This window comes from Streptomyces sp. NRRL F-4489 (assembly GCF_001509485.1).
Classification (GTDB): domain Bacteria; phylum Actinomycetota; class Actinomycetes; order Streptomycetales; family Streptomycetaceae; genus Streptomyces.
Genome location: NZ_LLZI01000233.1, coordinates 1 through 21,597 on the forward strand (window position 1 = coordinate 1; position 21,597 = coordinate 21,597).

Below are 21,597 nucleotides of genomic sequence, written 5' to 3' on the forward strand. Positions count from 1 at the left end.
GCGCCTGCGGCGCTGGGCCGCTGCGCGGGGCTGTTGGGTGCGGTGACGGGCTGGTGGGGTGGGGGTGTCCGGACTGCTGCGCTTTACGTCCGGACACCCCCACCCCACCAGCCCGTCACCGCACCCAACAGCCCCGCGCAGCGGCCCAGCGCCGCAGGCGCAAAAAACAACCCACGGCGGGAAAGCCGACACCGCACAAGAGCCCCACCGGCAACGCGCAGCGAGCCGCAAAACCCCCCACGGCGGGACCGCCGACAACGTGGGATGCGGCCAGCCGCCAGGCGACCCGGCACACTGTGGCCATGCCCATTAACGAAAATCTCCTAGGCGGCCCGCCCCCCACCCACCTGCCCGACGACCCCGAGCCCCGCGCCGCGCTCGCCGCGGGCACCGCGCCGGCCGATGTCGCCGCGAAGTACCCGGCCTCGTCCCTGGCCTGGGCGCAGCTCGCCGATGACGCCTTCGAGGCCGGCCGGACCGTCGAGTCGTACGCCTACGCCCGTACCGGCTACCACCGCGGTCTGGACGCGCTGCGCCGGGCCGGCTGGAAGGGCCACGGCCCGGTGCCGTTCGAGCACGAGCCGAACCGCGGTTTCCTGCGCGCGCTGCACGCCCTGGCCCGCGCGGCCCGGGCGATCGGGGAGCAGGAGGAGTACGAGCGCTGCACGGCCTTCCTCCGCGAGTCCTCGCCGACCGCGGCCGACACCCTGTCCTGAGGACACCGGCTCGCACGGGCCCGGCCGCGGCACCGCTCGCGGCCGGGCCTTGCGCGGTGGTGGCGCAGCGCTCATGATTTCAGTGGGCCGGGTCGTCCCGGCCCGAGGGGACCGGGGCTCCCGTGCCGACGAGGAAGGAGCGGACCGCTACCCGGTAGTTCGCACCTGAGGAGTCCCTCATGTCGCAGCCGTCTCCCGCCGACCCCGCGGACCGCGCCCCGGCGCCGCACACCGCGCCCCCCGAGGCCGCGCCCGGCGAGCCCGCGTCCCCCGACGCCGCACCGCACGACGAGCAGCCGCCGTTCGGCCCGGATCTCGGCATCGGCGCCGACTCCACCACCCCGTACGAGGACTACGTCCGCGCCAGCGTCCTCACCCACCTCCAGCAGCTCCAGTCCGACGACCCGGGCGAGATGGTCTTCCTCGTCACCACCCAGGTGATGGAGCTGTGGTTCACCGTCATCGTCCACGAGTGGCACACCGCCTGCGAGGCGCTGCGCCGGGACGACCTGCCGGCGGCGATGGACGCGCTGCGCCGTTCCACGTGGGAGCTGGAGGCGCTGAACGCCGCCTGGCGGCCGCTGGCCCGGCTGACGCCCGCGCAGTTCAACGCCTTCCGCGGCGCGCTCGGCGAGGGCAGCGGCTTCCAGTCCGCGATGTACCGGCGGCTGGAGTTCCTGCTCGGCGAGAAGTCCGCGTCGATGCTGGTGCCGCACCGCGGCGCGCCGGAGGACCACGCCGCGCTGGAGAAGGCGCTGCACGAACCGAGCCTGTACGACGAGGTGCTGCGGCTGCTGGCCCGCCGCGGCCACCCCGTACCGGAGGCGGTGCTGCGCCGCGATCCGGCCGCGCGCCACGAGCCGGACCCGGACGTCGAGGAGGTCTGGGCGGGCGTCCTCGCCGGGCCGCAGGACTCCGAACTGGTCCGGCTGGCCGAGCTGTTGACCGATGTCGCGGAGCTGGTCTGGCGCTGGCGCAACGACCATCTGGTGGCGACCCGGCGGGCGATGGGGTCGAAGGTGGGCACCGGCGGTTCGGCGGGTGTGGCCTGGCTGGAGAAGCGGGCCCGCAAGAACGTCTTCCCCGAGCTGTGGACGGCGCGCAGCCATGTCTGAGCGCCCGGAATTCCCGCAGGGCGCGGCGGCCCCGGAGCGTACGGAGGCCGCCCGGGCGGCCGAGCTGGACGCGGCCGGCCCGCTCACCGCCACCCGCGAGCGGTTCGTCCTGGACGACACGGTCTACCTCGACGGCAACTCCCTGGGCGCGCTGCCCCGCTCGGTGCCCGGCCGGATCGCCGAGGTGATCGAGCGCGAGTGGGGCGAGCTGCGCATCCGGTCCTGGACGGAGGCCGGCTGGTGGACGGCGCCGGAGCGGATCGGCGAGAGGATCGCCCCGCTGATCGGCGCGGCCCCCGGCCAGGTGGTGGTCGGCGACTCCACCAGCGTCAACGTCTTCAAGGCGGTGGCCGGCGCGATCCGGATGGCCGGGAAGGGCACCGCCGAGATCCTGGTGGACGCCGCGACGTTCCCCACCGACGGCTATATCGCGCGTTCCGCGGCCCGGATGGCGGGCCTGGCGGTGCGGCCGGTCGAGCCGGCCCGGATCGCCGACGAGGTCACCGAGCGGACCGCGCTGGCGCTGGTCAACCACGTCGACTACCGCACCGGCGAGCTGAACGACATGGCGTCGATCACCGCCGCGCTGCACACCGCGGGCGCGCTGGCGGTGTGGGACCTGTGCCACAGCGCCGGGGCGCTGCCGGTCGCGCTGGACGCGTGCGGCGCGGACCTCGCGGTGGGCTGCACGTACAAGTACCTCAACGGCGGGCCGGGTTCGCCCGCGTACCTCTACATCCGGCGGAGTCTGCAGGAGCGGTTCGAGTCGCCGCTGCCGGGCTGGAACTCGCACACCGATCCGTTCGGGATGGAGCCGGGCTACACCCCGGCGGACGGCATCCTGCGCGGCCGGGTCGGCACCCCCGACATCCTCTCGATGCTGGCGCTGGAGGCGGCGCTGGAGGCGTGGGACGGCGTCGCCGTCGAGGACGTGCGGGCCAAGAGCCTGGCGCTGACCGACTTCTTCCTGGAGTGCGTGGCCGCGTACGCGCCGCCCGGACGGGTCCGGTCGGTCACGCCGTCCGACCACCGGCGGCGCGGCAGCCAGGTGTCGCTGGCGTGCCCGGGGGCGGGCGAGGTGATGGCGGAGCTGATCCGGCGCGGGGTGGTCGGCGACTACCGCCCGCCGGACGTGCTGCGCTTCGGCTTCACGCCGCTGTACACGGCGTTCGCGGACGCGGAGCGGGCGGCGTGGGTGCTCGGCGAGGTGCTGCGGGACCGGGCGGCGGCGGACACCGGCCCGGCGGCCGCTGAGCCCGGCGCCGGGCCCGCCCCGGGCGGCAGCGCGGAGTGAGCGCCGCGGCGGACGAGGAGGCGGCGCTGCTGGGGCTGGCCCCGGTGGCCCCGGACCGGACGCTGGCGTACGGCCCGCACCCGGACCAGGTCGTGGACCTCTACGGCCCGTGGCCGGGCACCGGTCCGCTCGTCGTCCTGCTGCACGGCGGCTTCTGGCGGGCCGCGTACGACCGGCGCCACCTCTCGCCGTGCGCGGCCGAGCTGGCCCGGCACGGGATGGCGGTGGCGCTCGCCGAGTACCGCAGGGTCGGCGCGGGCGGCGGCGCGCCGCACACCTTCCAGGACGTGGCGGCGGCCATCGCGGCGGCGGCCGGGGCGGCCGGGCCCGGGGCGCCGCCCCGCCCGGTGGTCCTCGCCGGCCACTCGGCCGGCGGCCACCTCGCGCTGCTCGCCGCCGCCCGCCCCGGCACCCCGGTGACCCGGGTCGTCGCCGTGGCGCCCGTCGCCGACCTGGCCCGGGCGCACGCGCTGGGGCTGAGCGGCGGCGCGGTCGCCGGGCTGCTCGGGGCCGGGCCCGGCTTCGCCGGCCGCCTGGCCGCCGCCGACCCGGTCCGCCGCCCGCCCGCCGGGATCCCGGTCACGCTCCTGCACGGCACCGCCGACCCGGACGTCCCGCCGGAGCTCTCCCGCCGCTACGCCGCCGCCCACCCCGCCGCCGACCTGCGAGAACTCCCCGGCACCGGCCACTACGCCCCGGTCACGCCCGGCACCGCCGCGTTCACCGTCCTCCTCGGCCTGCTCCGCGCCCCCGAGCCGAGCGGCCCGGCGGAGGGCCCGCCGCCGGGCTCCCCTTAGCGAGCCCCGCCCCGTACCCACCCCCGTAGTACTTCAGACGGACCCCCGCAGATCCCCTTCCGTGCGGACGCCCGGACGCCCCCGGGCTGCTTACCGTGGGGTACGTGAACGAGACCCCCCAGACGCACAGCCACCTGCGCTCGGAGGCGCGGATGGTCCACGGCGCGCTGCACACCCTGCGCCAGGACCTGTTCGCCGGCGCCTTCGCCCTCCGCCCGCTGCCGCCGCTGGACGACGCCAAGCTCACCCGGTGGCTGCCGGGGATGCCGGCCCGCGTGCGGCGCTGGGCCCGCTGGCTCCCGCACACCGCCGTCGCCTTCCTCGCGGTCTGCGTCCTGCTGACGGGCGCCACCGGCGGCTACGGCATCAGCCCGGCGCGCCAGGTCTTGGAGGGCGTGCTGGCCCTGCTGTACGCGGTGCCGGTGGCGCTGGTGCTGTTCCGGCCGGTGGGCGCCTTCTGGCTGTCGCTGGTGGCGCTGTTCGCCGGGGCGGTCGCCAACCGCTTCCTGCTCGGCTACGGCACCCTGTGGGGCGAGTTCTTCGCCGCCCACCTGGCCGTGATGCTGCTGGTCGTGCTGCGCACCCGGCCGCGGCTGGCGGCGGAGATGTGGCTGGTCACCTTCGGGGTGGGCGTGGTGATGACGCTGCTGACCGGGGGCGGCGACACCAGCGACATCCCGACGGTGGCGTTCTTCTCCGGGGTGCTGCTGGTCGCCGCGGCCGCGGTGCGGGCCTGGCGGGAGGAGCGCCGGCAGGTCGTCGAGACCCGCAGCGTGACCGCCGAGGAGCGGTCCCGCCGCACCCTGCTGGAGGAGCGCGCGCTGATCGCGCGGGAGCTGCACGACGTCGTGGCGCACCATATGTCGGTGATCGCCATCCAGGCCGAGGCCGCGCCGTACCGGGTCGCCGACCCGCCGCCGGAGCTGGCCACCTCGTTCGCCACCATCCGGGAGAACGCCGTCGCGGCGCTCACCGAACTCCGCCGCATCCTCGGCGTGGTCCGCTCCGAGGACCCCGACGCCTTCGCCGAACGCGACCCGGAGGCGCCGCAGCCGACGCTGGCCAGCCTGGACGGGCTGCTGGACAGCGTCCGCGGCGCCGGGCTGTCGGTCGAGGCGGTGACCACCGGCAGCGTCCGGCCGCTGCCGCAGGGCGTGGAGCTCTCGGCGTACCGGATCGTGCAGGAGGCGCTGAGCAACGCGCTGCGCCACTCGCCCGGCGCGGACGCCCGGGTGGAGATCTCCTACGTCCTGGGCGGGCTCGGGCTGCGGATCGTCAACGGTCCGCCCAGTAGGCTCGCCAAACCGTCGCCGGGCGCCGGCCACGGGCTGCTGGGCATGCGGGAGCGGGTGCAGATGCTCGGCGGGGAGATGACGGCGGACCACACCGAGGAGGGCGGCTTCGAGGTCGCCGCGTTCCTCCCGGTGGCGAACACGGCGGCGGACGGCGCGCCGGGCGGGAGCGGGGCATGATCCGGGTACTGATCGTCGACGACCAGGTGATGGTCCGCGAGGGCTTCTCCGTGCTGCTCAACGCGATGCCGGACATCGAGGTCATCGGCGAGGCGGTGGACGGCCGGGCGGCGGTGCGGAAGGTCGCGCTGCTCAAGCCCGACGTGGTCCTGATGGACATCCGGATGCCGGAGATGAACGGTCTGGAGGCCACCCGCGAGATCGTCGCGGCCGACGCGGACGCCAAGGTGCTGGTGCTGACCACCTTCGACCTGGACGAGTACGTGTACCAGGCGCTGCGGGCCGGGGCCAGCGGCTTCCTGCTCAAGGACGCCTCGGCCGGCCAGCTCGCCGAGGGCGTGCGGATCGTCGCGGCCGGCGAGGCGCTGCTCGCGCCGACCGTGACCAAGCGGCTGATCAGCGAGTTCTCCCGGCTGGGCGCGCCGCGCGCCCCGGCCCAGGAGCGGATCGGCGAGCTGACCGAGCGGGAGACCGAGGTCTTGGTGCTGGTGGCGCAGGGGCTGTCCAACGGGGAGATCGCCGCACATCTCGTCGTCGCGGAGTCGACGGTGAAGACGCACGTCAGCCGGATCCTGGTGAAGCTCGGACTGCGCGACCGCACCCAGGCGGCGGTGTTCGCGTACGAGGCGCGGCTGGTGACGCCGGGCGGGTGACGGCCTCGGTGCCCGCGCGTCCGCGCCTGTCCACAGGCTGTGGACAGCGGGCGGCGGTGCCCGCTACCGGGGCAACCGGAGCCGCCGGGCCCCCGGCTACCGCGGCAGCTGGAGCCGCCAGGCCCCCGCCTGCACCGTCCACGTCCGGGTCCGCACCGGGCCGCCGACCAGGGCGTCCGCCCGGTAGTGGAAGTCCGCCCCGGAGACCGTCACGGCCCGCGCCCGGGTCCGTACCGGCCGCTCCTCGCCGGGCCAGTGCACGACCACCTCGGCCAGCCCGCCCGGCTGCACGGCGGGGTGGGCGCCGACCGCGCCGCCGTCCCCGCCGCCCGGTATGACCGACACCCCGCGCACCGGCCGGTCCAGGTCGGCCAGCAGCGCCCCGTCGGCCTCCACCCGCAGCCGCAGCCGCTGCGCCGGCACCCGGCCCCGCCGCCCGCCCGCCCCGGCGGCACCCGGCCGTACGGGGCCGCGCCGCCCGGCCGCGGGCGCCGCCAGCAGCGACAGCGCCGTCCGGGCGGTCCGCGCGGCCGGCTCCCACCAGTGCCGCACCCCGGCCCCTGGGCCGTCCGGGTCCTCGGTCTCCCCGTCCGCCTCCGGGCCGCGGTCGCCGTTCACCGCCCCGGGGACGGCGGCCACGCCGCGCTCCCCGAGGGCGCCGTGCGGCGCGTACGGCCCGTAGGCGGGCAGCGGCCCGTCCCCGTCGCCGCAGGGGATCCGCAGACCGCCCAGCACGATGCCGTCGCTGTCGTCGGTGAGGAGGTCCATCGGGCGCTCACCGCCGTCCAGGACCGTCCGCGCGGCGGCCACCGCGTCCGTGGGGACGCCCAGCGTCCGGCTCAGCGCCACCGCCTCCGGCGGCCCCACCGGCACCAGGGACAGCGGTACGCCGGACAGCTCGCGCTCCTTGTGGAGCAGCTCCACCGCCCGCAGCAGCGCCCGGTCGTCGCCGATCAGCACCGGGCGCCGGCGGCCCCGCCGGGCCAGCGCCTGGGCGAATTCCGCGGGCCCCTCCGGCAGGCAGATCTTCGCCCCCGCGCCCGCGCACAGGACGTCCTTCGCGATCCGCACGGACTCGCCGTCCGTCCTGCGGGCTACCGGGTCGATGACCACAAGCAGGGGGCACCCCCGGACGGAGTCCGCGGGAGAGTGCCCAGAAGACTGCGCCGACACCTCGGTCCTTCCTCAGGTAGCATCTCGGTGCAAGAGCCCCTTGCGCTATTGCGCCAGGGGCTTCGTCTATTCCGGGGCACCGGTCCGACGGCTCCGGCGACGCCGTCCGCGTCCTGCACGCGGCGCGACGCCGGCCACGCACGTTGGACATGCCCCGCCCGGAAGGGGTGTACGCCTGTGCCCGCACTTGTGCTGCTCGGTGCTCAGTGGGGTGATGAGGGCAAGGGAAAGGCCACCGACCTGCTCGGTGGATCCGTGGACTACGTGGTGCGCTACCAGGGCGGCAACAACGCCGGCCACACGGTCGTCGTCGGCGACCAGAAGTACGCACTCCACCTCCTCCCTTCCGGAATCCTCTCGCCGGGATGCACCCCGGTCATCGGCAACGGTGTCGTCGTGGACCCGGCGGTCCTGCTCTCCGAGCTGAGCGGACTCAACGACCGCGGCGTCGACACGTCCAAGCTGCTGATCAGCGGTAACGCGCATCTGATCACGCCGTACAACATCACCGTCGACAAGGTGACGGAACGCTTCCTCGGCAAGCGGAAGATCGGCACCACCGGCCGCGGCATCGGCCCGACCTACGCCGACAAGATCAACCGCACCGGCATCCGGGTCCAGGACCTCTACGACGAGTCGATCCTGGTCCAGAAGGTCGAGGCGGCCCTCGACGTCAAGAACCAGCTGCTGACCAAGCTCTACAACCGCCGCGCCATCGAGGCCGGGCAGGTCGTCGAGGAGCTGCTGGGCTACGCCGACAAGATCAAGGGCTACGTCGCCGACACCACCCTGATCCTCAACAAGGCGCTGGACGACGACAAGGTCGTGCTCTTCGAGGGCGGGCAGGGCACCCTGCTCGACATCGACCACGGCACGTACCCCTTCGTCACCTCCTCGAACCCGACCGCCGGCGGTGCCTGCACCGGCGCCGGCGTCGGCCCGACGAAGATCAGCCGGGTGATCGGCATCCTCAAGGCGTACACCACCCGCGTGGGCGCCGGGCCGTTCCCGACCGAGCTGTTCGACGAGGACGGCGAGGCGCTGCGCCGGATCGGCGGCGAGCGCGGTGTCACCACCGGCCGGGACCGCCGCTGCGGCTGGTTCGACGCGGTGATCGCCCGCTACGCCACCCGCGTCAACGGCCTGACCGACTTCTTCCTCACCAAGCTCGACGTGCTCACCGGCTGGGAGCAGATCCCGGTCTGCGTGGCCTACGAGATCGACGGCGAGCGCGTCGAGGAGCTGCCCTACAGCCAGACCGACTTCCACCACGCGAAGCCGGTCTACGAGATGCTGCCGGGCTGGTCCGAGGACATCACCCAGGCCAAGACCTTCGCCGACCTGCCGAAGAACGCGCAGGCGTACGTCAAGGCGCTGGAGGAGATGTCCGGCGCCCCGATCTCGGCCATCGGCGTCGGCCCCGGCCGCGACGAGACGATCGAGATCAACTCGTTCCTGTCGTAAGGGATTCCGGGTTGTAAGGAGTACGCCGCCGGCCGGCTGTCAGGCCGGGGGCCGTCCGGGGTGGCGGCGGGGTCCACGGGGCCGCGCCGCCACCCCGTTCCCATTGGTGCGCGCCGGGTCCCGTTCGCTCCCGTCGGCGGACGTCACTTCGCCCGGGTGTACAGGAGCGGGGCCTTGCCGCCCGCGTCGTCGAAGGTGCGCCGCAGCTTCCCCGCCATCAGCTCCAGGGTGCTGGGGGAGCCGGGGCGGCAGGTGTCGGGCGGCCCGGAGACCACGGTGGACGGGCCGAGGCGGACGGGCGGGCCGGCGCTCTCCAGGGTGGCCGTGAAGCGGCAGTCGTAGGTGGGGCCGGTGGCCTGCATCCGGAGGACGGTCTGCCCCGGCTTCCCCTGGACGAGGGTGAAGCGGCGGACGTCCAGTGCCGAGTCGCCCACGGTGGTGGACCACACGCCCAGGTAGGCGTCCGGGATGCCGCCGGCCGGCCGGGCCGGTGCGGTGGCCCGTTCGGTGGCGGAGGCGTCGCCGGGCGCGCCGCCGAGCAGCACGTACGCGGTGGCCGCGCCCGCCCCGGCCAGCGCCAGCGCGGCCCCGGCCAGCAGCGTCCGGCCGGCCTTGCGGCGGCCGGCCCGGCGGCGGCGCGCGGGGGCCGGGGGCGGGGTCGGAGCGGGGGCCGGGGTGGCGGGCGTCCCCGGCTGCGGGACGGCGGTGTACGGGACCGGGGCCGGGCCGCTGCCTCCAGGGGCGGGGGCCGCCGCGCCGTACTCCGGGGTGGGTGGCGCGCCGTACTCCGGGGTGGGGGCCGCGGCGCCGTACTCCGGGACCCGCGCCGAACCGACGCCCCCCGGGGCCGTCGCCGGTCCGCCATCCCCCGGGTCCTCCGCCTCCAGCAGTTCCACGGCGTGCCGCCCCAGGCGGGCCACCAGCGGCCCCGGGAGCCACGGCTCGTCCTCGGCCGCCCCGCCGGCGGGCAGGCCCCGCTCCGCCAGCGCCACCAACTGCTCCGGCGTGGGGCGGCGGGCCGGGTCCTTGGCCAGACAGGCGGTCACCAGACCGGTCAGCCCCTCGGGGAGCCCGGTCAGGTCCGGCTCCTCCTCGGCGATGCGGTACATCATCGCGTGCGGCAGGGTCGTCGCGGAGCCGAACGGCTGCCGGCCGGTCGCCGCGTAGACCAGGACCGACCCCAGGCAGAACACGTCGCAGGCCGGTGTGAGCGGCTCACCGCGGACCTGCTCGGGCGCCATGAAGCCGGGGGAGCCGACCGCCGCCCCGGTATGCGTCACCCCGCCGGCCATCCCCTCCAGGGCGCGCGCGATGCCGAAGTCGATCACCCGCGGCCCGTCCAGGGTCAGCAGGACGTTGGACGGCTTGAGGTCGCGGTGGACGAGGCCGGCCGCGTGCACGCAGCCCAGCGCGCGGGCCAGCCCGGCGGCCAGGATCCGCACCGTGCGCTCGGGCAGCGGGGCGCCGCCGCCGACGACCTGCTGGAGCGAGGGCCCGGCGATGTAGCCGGTGGCCAGCCACGGGGTCGCGGCCTCGGTGTCGGCGTCCAGGACGGGCGCGGTCCACTCGCCGCCGACCGTGCGGGCGGCCCGCACCTCGCGGCGGAACCGGGCCCGGAACTCCTCCTGGTGGGCCAGTTCCTCCCGCACCAGCTTGACCGCGACGGTCCGGCCGCGGTCCGAACGGGCCAGGAACACCCGCCCCATCCCGCCCTCGCCGAGCCGCCCCAGCAGGCGGTACTCGCCGATCCTGCGGGGGTCCTGCGGTCCGAGCGGTGTGAGGGCGCCGGACCGTCCCACCCGTCCCTGCCGCCCCGTCCGTCCCGGCTGTGCCATGTCCGCCGCCCCCTTGCCCGGATCCCCCGGCTCCGCCCCACGGGGCGGCCGCTCGTCCGCGGTGAGGATACCGAGGCGGTCCGGACGGCCGGGGGAGCGGTATCCGGCCAAGCCCCGGGCCCGTACGGACGGCCGCGTGGACCGCCGCCACCGGGGCGCGGCCGCGGCCCCGCCGGGCGAACGGGCAGGTAACGCGAGGAGGCGTCAATTCCGCGCTCAGCGGCCGGAACTGACGGGATGGATGGCCGATTCCGTGTGCTGGAACTTTCCGAGGTTATGGATCGTAAAGAAAGGAGAAAAACCGCACGAGCGACGACAGGACCCGCACGATCCCCCGTCCCCCTTTCCGCAAGGAGACCGTGTGACACCCGCCGTACGAGCCCTCGCGCGCGCCGCCATGGCCGCCCGCCCCGTCCCGCTGTCCGAGGTGCAGGCCCGCGCCGAGCTCCTCGCCCGCTACAGCTCCAGCTATCTGGTCCCGGCCGAGGTCTTCACCGCCTTCGCCGCCGAGCTCACCGACCGCCGCCGCCCCGGCGGCCCGTTCGCCGCGCTGTGTATCAACGGCCGCCGCTGGTTCCGCTACCGCTCCGTCCACTACGACACCCCCGACCTGCGCTCCTTCCACGACCACCGGCAGCACGGCCGGCTCCGCTACCGCCTCCGCGAGCGGCTCTACGCGGACACCGGCGAGCGCCAGCTGGAGGTCAAGCTCAAGGGCCGGCACGGCCGCACGGTCAAGCACCGGCAGCCGCTGATGCCCGGCTACCAGGCGCCGGCCGGGGCCCCGCGCGACTTCCTCGCCGGTGTCCTGGACCGCGCCTACGGCATCGCGGCCCCCGCCGACCTCGGCCGGGCCCTGGAGACCGAGTACACCCGGGCCACCTTCGTCGCCGACGGCCAGCGGGTCACCTGCGACATCGGGCTGGTCTGCCGCGATCTGGAGACCGGCCGCACGGTGCGCGCCGACGGCGGCCTGGTGCTCGTCGAGACCAAGACCAGCGGCCGGCTGACCGAGGCGGACCGCCTGCTGGCCCGACACGGCCTCCAGGCGGCCGAGTTCACCAAGTACTGCGGCGGGCTGTCCGCGCTGCGCCCGCATCTGTACGCCAACCACCCGCGCGGGGCGGTCCGGACCGCCTTCCCCACCGCCGCGGCGGCCTGACCGCGGTGCCGGGCGCCCCGCGCCCCGCGCGCCGCGGATCCTGACGGAGCCCGGGGGCACTCCCCCCACCCCCGGGCATCCCTGGAGATTCCTCCAGGACCGTAGACATACTGTCCGTGCCCGTGGTGAGCGCCATACACAGTGTCGGTACCGGTCAGCGCACCGTGATCCCTAGGCTGGGAGCCGCAGCCGTCCTGTCCGGCGACGGACTCCCGCGACCGATCCGAGGTACTGACCGTGAGCACGACGCACTCCGACCCCGCCGCCGTGAAGGCCGCCGACCGCGCGCACGTCTTCCACTCCTGGTCCGCCCAGGGCCTGATCGACCCGCTGCCGGTCGCCGGGGCCGAGGGCTCGTACTTCTGGGACTACGACGGCAACCGCTACCTCGACTTCGCGTCCCAGCTGGTCAACACCAACATCGGCCACCAGCACCCCAAGGTCGTCGCGGCCATCCAGGAGCAGGCCGGCAAGCTCTGCACGCTCGCCCCGGGCTTCGCGGTCGACGTCCGCTCCGAGGCCGCCCGGCTGATCGCCGAGCGCACCCCCGGCGACCTCGACAAGATCTTCTTCACCAACGGCGGCGCCGAGGCGGTGGAGAACGCCGTCCGGATGGCCCGGCTGCACACCGGCCGCCCCAAGGTGCTCTCCACCTACCGCTCGTACCACGGCGCCACCGCCGCCGCGATCAACCTCACCGGTGACCCGCGCCGCTGGCCCTCCGACTCCGGTTCGGCCGGCGTCGTCCACTTCTGGGGCCCGTTCCTGTACCGCTCGCCGTTCCACGCCGAGACCGAGGCGCAGGAGTGCGAGCGCGCGCTGGCCCACCTGGAGCAGACCATCGCCTTCGAGGGCCCCCAGGCGATCGCCGCGATCATCCTGGAGACCGTCCCCGGCACCGCCGGCATCATGGTCCCGCCGCCCGGCTACCTCGCCGGCGTCCGCGAGCTCTGCGACCGCTACGGCATCGTGCTGATCTTCGACGAGGTGATGGCCGGCTTCGGCCGCACCGGCCGCTGGTTCGCCGCCGACCACTTCGGTGTCACCCCCGACCTGCTCACCTTCGCCAAGGGCGTCAACTCCGGCTACGTCCCGCTCGGCGGTGTGGCGATCAGCGCGGAGATCGCCGCCACCTTCGACCAGCGGCCCTACCCCGGCGGCCTGACCTACTCCGGCCACCCGCTGGCCTGCGCCTCCGCCGTGGCGACGATCAACGCGATGGCCGAGGAGCGCATCGTGGAGAACGCCGCGGAGATCGGCGAGAAGGTCATCGGCCCGGCGCTGCGCGAGATCGCCGAGCGCCACCCCTCGGTCGGCGAGGTCCGCGGCCTGGGCGTCTTCTGGGCCCTGGACCTGGTCCGCAGCAAGGAGACCCGCGAGCCGCTGGTGCCCTACAACGCCGCGGGCGCCGACAACGCCCCCATGGCCGAGTTCGCCGCGGCCTGCAAGCGCGGCGGCCTGTGGCCGTTCGTGAACATGAACCGCACCCATGTCGTCCCGCCCTGCACCATCACCGAGGCGGAGGCCAAGGAGGGTCTGGCGGCCCTGGACGAGGCCCTGACGTCCGCCGACGCGCACACCGTCTGAGCCCGGCCGCCCTTCCCGGACAGCGCACCGAGCGGCCCCCGCCCACGCCGGCGGGGGCCGCTCGGTGCGCTGTTTCACGTGAAACACCGCGATGTTTCACGTGAAACGTTGGGAAAGATCGTGGAACGGCTCCGCCGGCCGACGTTTCACGTGAAACCACCCCGGCCGCCTCCCCTAGGCTGTTCCGGAGCCGCTCACCCCGCGGTCATGGACCGAAGGAGACGCACCGGATGGCCCCCGGCCCGGACAGCTCAGTCATACGGCGCAGCACGCTGCGCGAGCAGATCGCCGAGGCGCTGCGCGACGAGATCCTGGCCGGCCGGCTGCCGTCCGGCCACCCCTTCACCGTCAAGGAGATCGCGGACCAGTACGGCGTCTCCGCGACCCCGGTGCGCGAGGCGCTGCTCGACCTGTGCGCCCAGGGCCTGCTCGATGTCGAGCAGCACCGCGGTTTCAAGGTCCACGCCTTCACCGCCGACGACTTCCGCGCCATGGTCGAGGCCCGCACCCTGGTCATCGAGGGCATCTTCCGCAGCGACGCCGGCCGGGCCCTGGCGGCCACCCCCGCCGAGGTGCTGGTCTCCATCCGCCGCCGCGCCGAGGAGGCCGAACGCGCCGCCCGGGCCGGCGACCTGGACGTCCTGATCGGCTACGACCTGCGGTTCTGGCGCGAGCTGAGCGGCATCGTGGCGAACGCCTACATCAGCGACTTCCTGGACCGGCTGCGCGTCCAGACCTGGATGTTCGCGGTGCCGCTGCTGCGCGGCGCCCCGCGGCTGGTGGACCGCCTCTGGCACGGCCACGGCGCGCTCGCCGACGCGCTGCTGCGGCACGACCTGGCCGACGCCCAGCGGCTGATCGCCGACTACAACGAGCACGCCCTCGCTCTCGTCGGAACGGCCCGCTAGCACTACGCTGTCCCGACCATCGGCCGTAATGGGCCGTACCCGTGGCTGTACGTGCGCCGGTGCCCTCCGTCCCCGACCGGAAGCGAGCCCTCACCCGTGGCATGTGACCTGTGGCTGGTACCCCTCGTCGATGTGCTGTGCCACAGCCCCGACAACCCGTTCTCCGAAGAGATCGCCGCCTACAACGAGGCCCTGACGGGCGCGGGCCTGCCGGAGATCCCGGTCTTCTCCTACATGCCGGGCCTCTCCGGCGACGTGGCGCCGGTCGCCGGCTTCGACTACGACGCGCTGCACTTCCTGCGCCGCGCCTACCTGCTGCGGCTGTGCGGCCTGGAGGTGACCCCGGTCGACGAACTCGGCGGCGACTACGAGCAGTTGCTGGAGATGTTCGAGTCCACCGCCCAGCAGTCGCACCTGGTCTGGCACTACGACCACGCGGGCGCGTACGTCCCGGTCGACTTCCCGCACCCGCTCGCCACCGAGACGCTGCTGGCCGGCGGCGGCCCGCTGGGCTCCTCGCACGGGCTGCTGCGCGATCTCGAACTGGTCGCCCCGGCGCTGGGCATCGACCCGGCCAACCCGCCCGCCGCGCCCGCCCCGCCGGCCGGTCCCACGTCCCTGGAGGAGCGGGCCGCCGTGGTCCCCCAGGACGACGGCCCGTTCGCCCGGGAGCGGCACGTCTGGCTGGGGCTGCACGCGGCCGCCACCCGGAGCCTGGGCCAGGGCTCCATGATCGTCTTCAGCTGACGCCGGGCGGGGTGCCGGGCCGGGCGCCGGGCGCCGGGCCCGGACCGCCGGGCCGGTGCGGGCACCGGGCAGGGCCCCCGCGCGTCCTGCCCGGCACCCCGCCTCAGCGCGGGGCCTCCGGCGGCCGCTGCCGCGGCATGTTCGGCCGCGTACCGGGCGGCAGCGGCCACCGCGCCGGAGGCCCGCCGCCCTCCTGCCGCGCCCCCGCCCACGGCACCACCGCGTGCGTGGCCCGCGGCACCGGCGCCGACCGGAACTCCACCATCCAGTCCGCCGTCTCCGCCCGCACCAGCTCCCCGATGTCCTCGTTGAACCGCCGCAGCAGCGCCAGGCAGCGCTCCGCCGCCTCGCTCGCGGTGCCCTCGGCCGGCCCCAGCACCTCCCGCACCCCCTCCGCCGCCCAGTCGAACTGGAGCGCCTCCACCCGCCGGTGGATCGCCTGCGCGGTCGCCAGATCCCGCATCCACCCCGCGGTCATCCCGAAATACCGGTCGCAGCCCACGCACACCGCCGCCAGCAGCAGCGTCAGCGCCCCCCACGGCGCCCCGTGCTCCCAGACCCCGGCGAGATCCAGCAGCGGCAGCGCCCCGCCGCCGGTCACCCCGGCCGCCGCCCCCAGCCGCAGCGCCCGCGCGCCCCGCCGCTTGGCCAGCCGGTCGCGCAGATACCAGTCGGCGGTCCGCAGCGCGCCCTCCTCGCTCCACAGGTAGAGCGCGTCCAGCCGCCCCGCCGGCTCGCCCCAGTCGCCGTGCGGGAACGCCCGCCCCACGAGGTCGCCGCGGGCCCGCAGCGGCCCGGCGGCCCGGCGGACCGGCCCGCTCCGCTCCGGCCGGCGGTCCGGGTACCGCTCACGGCCCCGGTCGGGCCCGCCCTCGCCCCGAGGGGGCCCCTCGGGCTGCATCTCCGGCTGACTCACCCGTGCGCTCCCTCGTACGCGGATACGTGCGGTGCGCCCGCGGCCTCCGGGGAGGTCCGCGCACCGCCCCCTTCCTACCGCCGAACGGCTGGGCTCTGTCCCAAGATCGCCCGGTTTCCGCCCGGAAGTGGTGGGGGATCCGCCAGGGGACCCGCACGGATCTCACCCGAAAGAGTTGCCCGGTGCGCGCGGACGGCGGGCGCGCCGCCGCCCCCCGGCCCCGGCCCGGGTTTGTGCGATCGGGGCACTCCCGGCGGCCGGCCGCTTGGTGCGTTCGTCTAGGCTGCACCCCGTGAAGGTCCTCGTCATCGGCGGCGGCGCCCGCGAACACGCCCTGTGCCGCTCTCTGTCCCTCGATCCCGACGTCACCGCGCTGCACTGCGCCCCCGGCAACGCCGGGATCGCCGAGGTCGCCGAGGTGCACGAGGTCGACGCCCTCGACGGCGGGGCGGTGGCCGACCTGGCCGCGCGCCTGGCCGCCGACCTCGTCGTCGTCGGCCCCGAGGCCCCCCTGGTGGCGGGCGTAGCCGACGCGGTCCGCGCCCGCGGCATCCCGGTCTTCGGCCCGTCCGCGCAGGCCGCCCGGCTGGAGGGCTCCAAGGCGTTCGCCAAGGACGTGATGGCCGCCGCCGGCGTCCCCACGGCCCGCAGCTACGTCTGCACCACCCCCGAGGAGGCCGACGCGGCCCTGGACGCCTTCGGCGCGCCCTACGTCGTCAAGGACGACGGGCTGGCGGCCGGCAAGGGCGTCGTGGTCACCGGGGACGCCGACGCGGCCCGCGCCCACGCGCGCGCCTGCGACCGCGTGGTGATCGAGGAGTTCCTCGACGGCCCCGAGGTCTCCCTCTTCGCCGTCACCGACGGCGAGACCGTCGTCCCGCTCCAGCCCGCCCAGGACTTCAAGCGCGCCCACGACGGCGACCAGGGCCCCAACACCGGCGGCATGGGCGCCTACAGCCCGCTGCCGTGGGCCGACCCCCAGCTGGTCGACGAGGTCCTGCGGACCGTCCTCCAGCCCACCGTCGACGAGATGCGGCGCCGCGGCACCCCGTTCTCCGGGCTGCTCTACGCGGGCCTGGCGATCACCTCGCGCGGGATCCGGGTGATCGAGTTCAACGCGCGGTTCGGCGACCCGGAGACCCAGGTCGTCCTGGCCCGTCTGCGGACCCCGCTGGCCGGGCTGCTGCACGCCGCCGCCACCGGCACGCTCGCCGCCCACCCGCCGCTGCGCTGGAGCGACGGCGCCGCGGTCACCGTCGTCATCGCCGCCCGCGACTACCCGGCCGCCCCGCGCACCGGCGACCCGATCGGCGGCCTGGACGCGGTCGCCGCGCAGGACGCCCCGGACGCCTACGTGCTGCACGCCGGCACCCGGCGCGACGCGTCCGGCGCGGTGCTCAGCGCGGGCGGCCGGGTGCTGTCCGTCACCGCCACCGGCGCCGACCTGGCCACCGCCCGCGAGCGCGCCTACCGGGCCGTCGGCCGGATCACCCTGGACGGCTCCCAGCACCGCACCGACATCGCGGCGAAGGCGGCGGCCGACGCGTAGGACGCTTCCGAACGGACCGCCGCCGGCACCCGCGAACTCCGCGGCGCGGCAGGCGAGATGAACGACCCGGGGCATATGTCATCTCCATGGCATATGCCCCGAGTTGCGTTGCGGGCACGTCTCATCGGTGCCCGCCCCTCAAGCCGGCAACCCGGCCCCGTACCTGATCCATAACCCCCCGTATCGGACGCCCGGCTTTGCCCAAAGCCATTCCATCGAGTGACCGCGCGGCTATCCGGCTGACGAACGCACCACCCCCAACTAGGGTGCCGCGCAAGCGTCCTGCGGTCGCGGTGCCGGTTCCCGGCGCGGCTGCCACGGCGGCGTCCGGCAACTGGCTCACCGGCATTGCGATGTCAGTGGCGGGTGCCACAGTGGGTGGGGAGCGGGAGTGGCCCGCCCGCACACCGCACGACCGTCGTCCGACCGTCCCGTGTTCTCTCCGCTCCACCCGGACCGCAGGGGGTGTACAGGCTCGTGACCAGCCCGGAAACAGGCGTCCTCGCGGCGCGTGCCCGCGCCCTGGCGGTGCTGCGCGTCCGCGGCCGGGCGCTCGCCCTCGCCCTGCTGCCCGCCGCGGTCACGGTGGTGCTGCTCGCCGGCGGCGCCACCGGCCGGCTCGGCACCGGCGGCGGCTGGGCGGTCGCCCGCTGGACGGCCGGCGGGCTCGCCGTCCTCGGCCTGCTGCTGGCCGCCCTGGTCTCGGTCACCGTCGCCCGGGCCCGGCCCGCGCTCAGCCCCTCCGTCCCGATCGCCGAGGAGGCCGCCCCCGACCTGTACCGCCTCGTCCGCGACCTCGCCGACCGCCTCGACGTGCCCGCCCCCTCCGCCATAGCCCTCACCCCGGACTGCGACAGCTGGCTGGAGGACCGCACCCACCGCGCCCACGGCCCGCCGCGGTCCGCCCGCAGGGGCGGCCGCCGGGCGCCCGAGGCCCCGGTCCTGGTCATCGGCTCGCCGTTCCTGTGGTGGATGCGGGTCGCCGAGCTGCGCGCCCTGCTGGCCCCCGTCGTCGCCGGCACCGGCCCGTCCGCGCATCCCGACATAGCCGCCGCCCGCCGCTTCCTGCGCGGGCTGGACGCGGCCGTCGCGCTGCCCGCCCGGGCCCGGGGCCCGCTGCGCGCGCTGCCGCTGCGCTTCGTCGGCCGGGTGGCCCGGCTGCTGCTGGGCGCCGCCCGCGAGCACGCCGCCCTCATGGAGCGCGGGGTCGCGGCCGCCGCGTCCGAGCGCGCCCAGGGCGTCGACTACGGCCTGCGGATCGTCGCCCAGGAGCAGGTCGGCCTGGCGTACGCGGGCTGGGACCGCCTGCTGACCCGGGTCGCGCTGCCCGCCTGGCGGATGGGCCGCTGGCCCTCCCGGCTGGACGCCGGCGTGGTCTCCGCGCTCACCGAGCTGTCCCGCCGCGACCGCCTCGCCGAGGGCTTCGCCTCCCGCCTCGGCGAGCGGCCCGCCTGCGATCTGCTGGAGGAGCCCGGCGCCATCGACCGCGCCGCCTCCCTGCTGGCCGCCCGGCTCTTCCACGGCGGCCCGGCCGAGCCCGGCCCCGACTGGTCCCCGGTCGGCTGGCAGCAGTATCCGCAGGAGATCGTGGACCGCAAATGGCGCCTGGAGGCCGCCCGGCTCCACCGCGTCCTGGACGAGCTCCCGCTGACCGCCCCGCCCGAGCCCGGCCGGGACACCGCCCCCGGCCGGGAGGCCGCCCCCGCCGCCCCGGGCCGCGCCCCCGGCCACCCGGCGCCCGCCGCCGCGTCCCCGGAGGCCGCGCCCCTGGCCGCGTCCCCTGAAGCCGCCCCCGCCGCCCCCCGCCATCCGGCCGCCGCCACGGTCCCGCCCCTGACGTACGCCGGTGCCCGCTCCCGTACGCCCGCCGCGCACCACCCCGGCGCCCTCGGCCCCGACCGGCCCGGCCGCCCCGACGAGACCGCCCCGGCGCCCGCCACCACCGCGCCCGCCCCGCCGCCCGAGCCTGACGACGGCCCCGCCGGCCCGACCCTCGCCCGGGTCATCGACCGCCTCACCCGCGACGCCCGGACCGGCGATCTGCTGGCCGCCCGGCTGGGCGCCGAGGTCGCCCGCGAGGAGCGCGAGGAGGCCGCCCGCCAGGCCGCCCGCGGCCGCGCCGCCCGCTCCGGCGCCCAGGACGCCCCCTGGGGCGACGGCACCGCCGACGGCGGTCTGCCGCTCTTCCCCCCGCAGCCGCCCCGCACCGCCCGCGAGCTGCTCGCCGACCACGTCACCGCCATGGTCTGCTGCGCCGCCGTGGACACCGCCGGCGCCGCCCCCGGCCTGGACTGGCTCGACGGCCCCGCCCTCCTGGTGGACGGCACCCGCCGCGCCGATCTGGGCCGCCCGGTGCTCAGCCTGGTCGACGACGGCGACGCCGAACCGCTCCGCGGCTGGCTCCACCGCGTCGGCGTGCGCCCGGAGAAGCCGGTCCGGCTGGTCTGACCGCCGCCCGCCCGGCGCGGCGGCCCGGCTGAATGTTCCCTTCCAGTTCGTGCTTCGGGGCAAGGGCACCTAAATTCACGACGAAGGGTGACGAAGTGGGTGCGTAATGTGATGTGCTGGGGGATGGGTAAGGCCCGGTCGGCCGCGGCCATTGGGGGACGCGGGAGGGGAGTGGAAGGTGGCGACGGAACAGATCAGGCGCTGGGAGTCGGGTGCCCTCGCCCACGCGGTCACGGACCCGTTCGGCCAGGGCCCGCTGCCCTGGCTGCGCGGCAGCGAGAACTACTTCGACTCCGGCCGGATCATCCCCTGGTACGTCGACCCGTCGGTCGCCCACGGCGATCTGCGGCTGCCCGCGCCGCGCAAGCACAACGGCCCGCGCACCGCCGACGACGTCCACCGCCAGATCAAGGGCTTCGCCGTCCCCGGCGCGGTGGCCCCCGGGGAGGCCATCGACTTCCGGGTCTCGGTCGACCCCCCGCAGGCGTTCAGCATCGACGTCTACCGCATCGGCCACTACGCCGGGGCCGGCGCCGCCAAGATCACCACCAGCCCCCGCCTGGCCGGCATCGTCCAGCCCGCCCCGCTGCTCGTCGGCCGCACGGTCTCCTGCCACCACTGGTGGCTCTCCTGGCGCCTCCAGGTCCCCGCGTACTGGCGGCTCGGCGCCTACGTCGCCGTCCTGACCACCGCCGACGGCCGCTACCGCTCCCACATCCCCTTCACCGTCCGCGACGACGAGCCCGCCGACCTCCTCCTGCTGCTCCCCGACATCACCTGGCAGGCGTACAACCTCTACCCCGAGGACGGCCGCACCGGCGCCAGCCTCTACCACGCCTGGGACGAGAAGGGCGCCCTCCTCGGCGAGCAGGACGCCGCCACCACCGTCTCCTTCGACCGCCCCTACGCGGGCGCCGGCCTCCCCCTCCACGTCGGCCACGCCTACGACTTCATCCGCTGGGCCGAGCGCTACGGCTACGACCTCGCCTACGCCGACGCCCGCGATCTGCACGCCGGCCGGGTCGACGCCACCCGCTACCGCGGCCTGGTCTTCCCCGGCCACGACGAATACTGGTCGGTCCCCATGCGCCGCACGGTCGCGGCCGCCCGGGACGCCGGCACGTCCCTGGTCTTCCTCTCCGCCAACACCATGTACTGGCAGGTCGAGCTGGCCCCCTCGCCGGCCGGCCCGGACTCCCTGCTCAGCTGCCGCAAACGCCAGGGCCCCGGCCGCCCCGCCCTCTGGCGCGAGCTGGGCGAGCCGGAGCAGCGGCTGATGGGCATCCAGTACGCCGGCCGGGTCCCCGAGCCCGCCCCCCTGGTCGTCCGCAACGCCGGCCACTGGCTGTGGGAGGCCACCGGCGCCCACGAGGGCGACGAGCTGCCCGGCCTGGTCGCCGGCGAGGCCGACCGCTACTTCCCGCGCACCAGCCTCCCCGAGCACACCCGCCGCATCCTGCTCGCGCACTCCCCGTACCGCGACGGCGAGGGCGCCCGCCGCCACCAGGAGACCTCGCTCTACCGCGCGCCCAGCGGCGCCCTGGTCTTCGCCTCCGGCACGTTCGCCTGGTCCCCGGCCCTGGACCGCCCCGGCCACGTCGACCAGCGCGTCCAGCGCGCCACCGCCAACCTCCTCGACCGCATCTGCAAACGCGACTGACCCCCGGGGCCCGGCCCGCCCGCCCCGGAGCCCGCGCCTCCGCCCGACGCCGCCGGCCCGACCCTGCGGCGGAGCCACCGCCCCGCGTACGGGAGAATCAC

The 21,597-nt window shown here is 76.0% G+C and carries 17 protein-coding genes; 14 read left to right on the top strand and 3 right to left on the bottom strand.

What is annotated here, in order from left to right; all coding sequences use genetic code 11:
- Window positions 1–302 precede the first annotated feature (302 nt).
- The 6 genes from ADL22_RS20840 to ADL22_RS20865 all read left to right on the top strand — a co-directional run bounded on the left by ADL22_RS20840 (window position 303) and on the right by ADL22_RS20865 (window position 6,047).
- Complete coding sequence (locus ADL22_RS20840; RefSeq protein ID WP_066981759.1) at window positions 303–716, top strand: DUF3151 domain-containing protein; 414 nt, start codon at window positions 303–305, stop codon at window positions 714–716.
- A 179-nt stretch (window positions 717–895) separates the two neighbouring features.
- A complete protein-coding gene (locus tag ADL22_RS20845; protein WP_066981762.1) occupies window positions 896–1,831 on the top strand; it encodes a tryptophan 2,3-dioxygenase family protein in 936 nt (311 codons plus the stop codon).
- Complete coding sequence (gene kynU, locus ADL22_RS20850; RefSeq protein WP_066981765.1) at window positions 1,824–3,125, top strand: kynureninase; 1,302 nt, start codon at window positions 1,824–1,826, stop codon at window positions 3,123–3,125. The genes ADL22_RS20845 and kynU overlap by 8 nt, the downstream gene beginning before the upstream one ends.
- Window positions 3,122–3,922, top strand: coding sequence for an alpha/beta hydrolase family protein (locus ADL22_RS20855; protein WP_066981768.1), 801 nt, complete (start codon window positions 3,122–3,124; stop codon window positions 3,920–3,922). The genes kynU and ADL22_RS20855 overlap by 4 nt, the downstream gene beginning before the upstream one ends.
- A 152-nt stretch (window positions 3,923–4,074) precedes the next feature.
- Complete coding sequence (locus tag ADL22_RS20860; RefSeq protein ID WP_066981863.1) at window positions 4,075–5,394, top strand: sensor histidine kinase; 1,320 nt, start codon at window positions 4,075–4,077, stop codon at window positions 5,392–5,394.
- The gene (locus tag ADL22_RS20865) at window positions 5,391–6,047 is read left to right on the top strand and encodes a response regulator (RefSeq protein ID WP_066981770.1); all 657 of its coding nucleotides are present in this window, start codon (window positions 5,391–5,393) and stop codon (window positions 6,045–6,047) included. Before ADL22_RS20860 ends, ADL22_RS20865 begins: the two co-directional genes overlap by 4 nt.
- A 96-nt stretch (window positions 6,048–6,143) precedes the next feature.
- Here the strand turns inward: ADL22_RS20865 and ADL22_RS20870 are convergent, their stop codons facing one another.
- Window positions 6,144–7,160 carry a hypothetical protein gene (locus ADL22_RS20870; RefSeq protein ID WP_079064296.1) on the bottom strand — a complete coding sequence of 339 codons (1,017 nt, stop codon included), beginning with the start codon at window positions 7,158–7,160 and terminating at the stop codon, window positions 6,144–6,146.
- A 237-nt stretch (window positions 7,161–7,397) separates the two neighbouring features.
- Between ADL22_RS20870 and ADL22_RS20875 the strand changes: the two genes are divergently transcribed.
- Window positions 7,398–8,684 (top strand): adenylosuccinate synthase, encoded by a 1,287-nt coding sequence (locus ADL22_RS20875; RefSeq protein ID WP_066981773.1) that lies wholly within the window; start codon window positions 7,398–7,400, stop codon window positions 8,682–8,684.
- Between the two features lie 143 nt (window positions 8,685–8,827).
- On the opposite strand, the gene ADL22_RS20880 is transcribed toward ADL22_RS20875, so the two are convergent.
- On the bottom strand, window positions 8,828–10,519 hold the full coding sequence (locus ADL22_RS20880; RefSeq protein WP_066981776.1) for a serine/threonine-protein kinase: 1,692 nt from the start codon (window positions 10,517–10,519) through the stop codon (window positions 8,828–8,830).
- Window positions 10,520–10,880: 361 nt separating this feature from the next.
- On the opposite strand from ADL22_RS20880, the gene ADL22_RS20885 reads away from it, so the two are divergent.
- From ADL22_RS20885 to ADL22_RS20900, 4 genes are all read left to right on the top strand, one after another.
- Entirely contained in the window at window positions 10,881–11,681 is an 801-nt protein-coding gene (locus tag ADL22_RS20885; protein WP_066981779.1) for a VTC domain-containing protein, read from the top strand.
- A gap of 237 nt (window positions 11,682–11,918) precedes the next feature.
- Entirely contained in the window at window positions 11,919–13,268 is a 1,350-nt protein-coding gene (locus tag ADL22_RS20890; protein ID WP_066981782.1) for an aspartate aminotransferase family protein, read from the top strand.
- 230 nt (window positions 13,269–13,498) lie between these two features.
- Complete coding sequence (locus ADL22_RS20895; RefSeq protein ID WP_066981785.1) at window positions 13,499–14,176, top strand: GntR family transcriptional regulator; 678 nt, start codon at window positions 13,499–13,501, stop codon at window positions 14,174–14,176.
- Window positions 14,177–14,272: 96 nt separating this feature from the next.
- A complete protein-coding gene (locus ADL22_RS20900; RefSeq protein WP_066981788.1) occupies window positions 14,273–14,923 on the top strand; it encodes a hypothetical protein in 651 nt (216 codons plus the stop codon).
- A 103-nt stretch (window positions 14,924–15,026) separates the two neighbouring features.
- Here the strand turns inward: ADL22_RS20900 and ADL22_RS20905 are convergent, their stop codons facing one another.
- Window positions 15,027–15,839 (bottom strand): SLATT domain-containing protein, encoded by an 813-nt coding sequence (locus ADL22_RS20905; RefSeq protein WP_066981791.1) that lies wholly within the window; start codon window positions 15,837–15,839, stop codon window positions 15,027–15,029.
- Window positions 15,840–16,131: 292 nt separating this feature from the next.
- Between ADL22_RS20905 and purD the strand changes: the two genes are divergently transcribed.
- The 3 genes from purD (at window position 16,132) to ADL22_RS20920 (ending at window position 21,496) form a co-directional block, all read left to right on the top strand.
- Window positions 16,132–17,388 carry a phosphoribosylamine--glycine ligase gene (purD, locus tag ADL22_RS20910; RefSeq protein WP_066981794.1) on the top strand — a complete coding sequence of 419 codons (1,257 nt, stop codon included), beginning with the start codon at window positions 16,132–16,134 and terminating at the stop codon, window positions 17,386–17,388.
- Between the two features lie 477 nt (window positions 17,389–17,865).
- Window positions 17,866–19,836, top strand: a complete 1,971-nt coding sequence (locus ADL22_RS20915; protein ID WP_234430787.1) for a hypothetical protein — start codon at window positions 17,866–17,868, stop codon at window positions 19,834–19,836.
- A 178-nt stretch (window positions 19,837–20,014) separates the two neighbouring features.
- The gene (locus ADL22_RS20920) at window positions 20,015–21,496 is read left to right on the top strand and encodes a N,N-dimethylformamidase beta subunit family domain-containing protein (RefSeq protein ID WP_066981801.1); all 1,482 of its coding nucleotides are present in this window, start codon (window positions 20,015–20,017) and stop codon (window positions 21,494–21,496) included.
- The last annotated feature ends 101 nt before the right edge of the window (window positions 21,497–21,597 follow it).

Excerpts from the sequence above, each read along its gene's own strand:
- ADL22_RS20840 (WP_066981759.1), top strand. The coding sequence starts at position 303 with ATGCCCATTAACGAAAATCTCCTAGGCGGCCCGCCCCCCACCCACCTG.
- ADL22_RS20845 (WP_066981762.1), top strand. The coding sequence starts at position 896 with ATGTCGCAGCCGTCTCCCGCCGACCCCGCGGACCGCGCCCCGGCGCCG.
- kynU (WP_066981765.1), top strand. The coding sequence starts at position 1,824 with ATGTCTGAGCGCCCGGAATTCCCGCAGGGCGCGGCGGCCCCGGAGCGT.
- ADL22_RS20860 (WP_066981863.1), top strand. The coding sequence starts at position 4,075 with ATGGTCCACGGCGCGCTGCACACCCTGCGCCAGGACCTGTTCGCCGGC.
- ADL22_RS20865 (WP_066981770.1), top strand. The coding sequence starts at position 5,391 with ATGATCCGGGTACTGATCGTCGACGACCAGGTGATGGTCCGCGAGGGC.
- ADL22_RS20880 (WP_066981776.1), bottom strand. The coding sequence starts at position 10,519 with ATGGCACAGCCGGGACGGACGGGGCGGCAGGGACGGGTGGGACGGTCC.
- ADL22_RS20895 (WP_066981785.1), top strand. The coding sequence starts at position 13,499 with ATGGCCCCCGGCCCGGACAGCTCAGTCATACGGCGCAGCACGCTGCGC.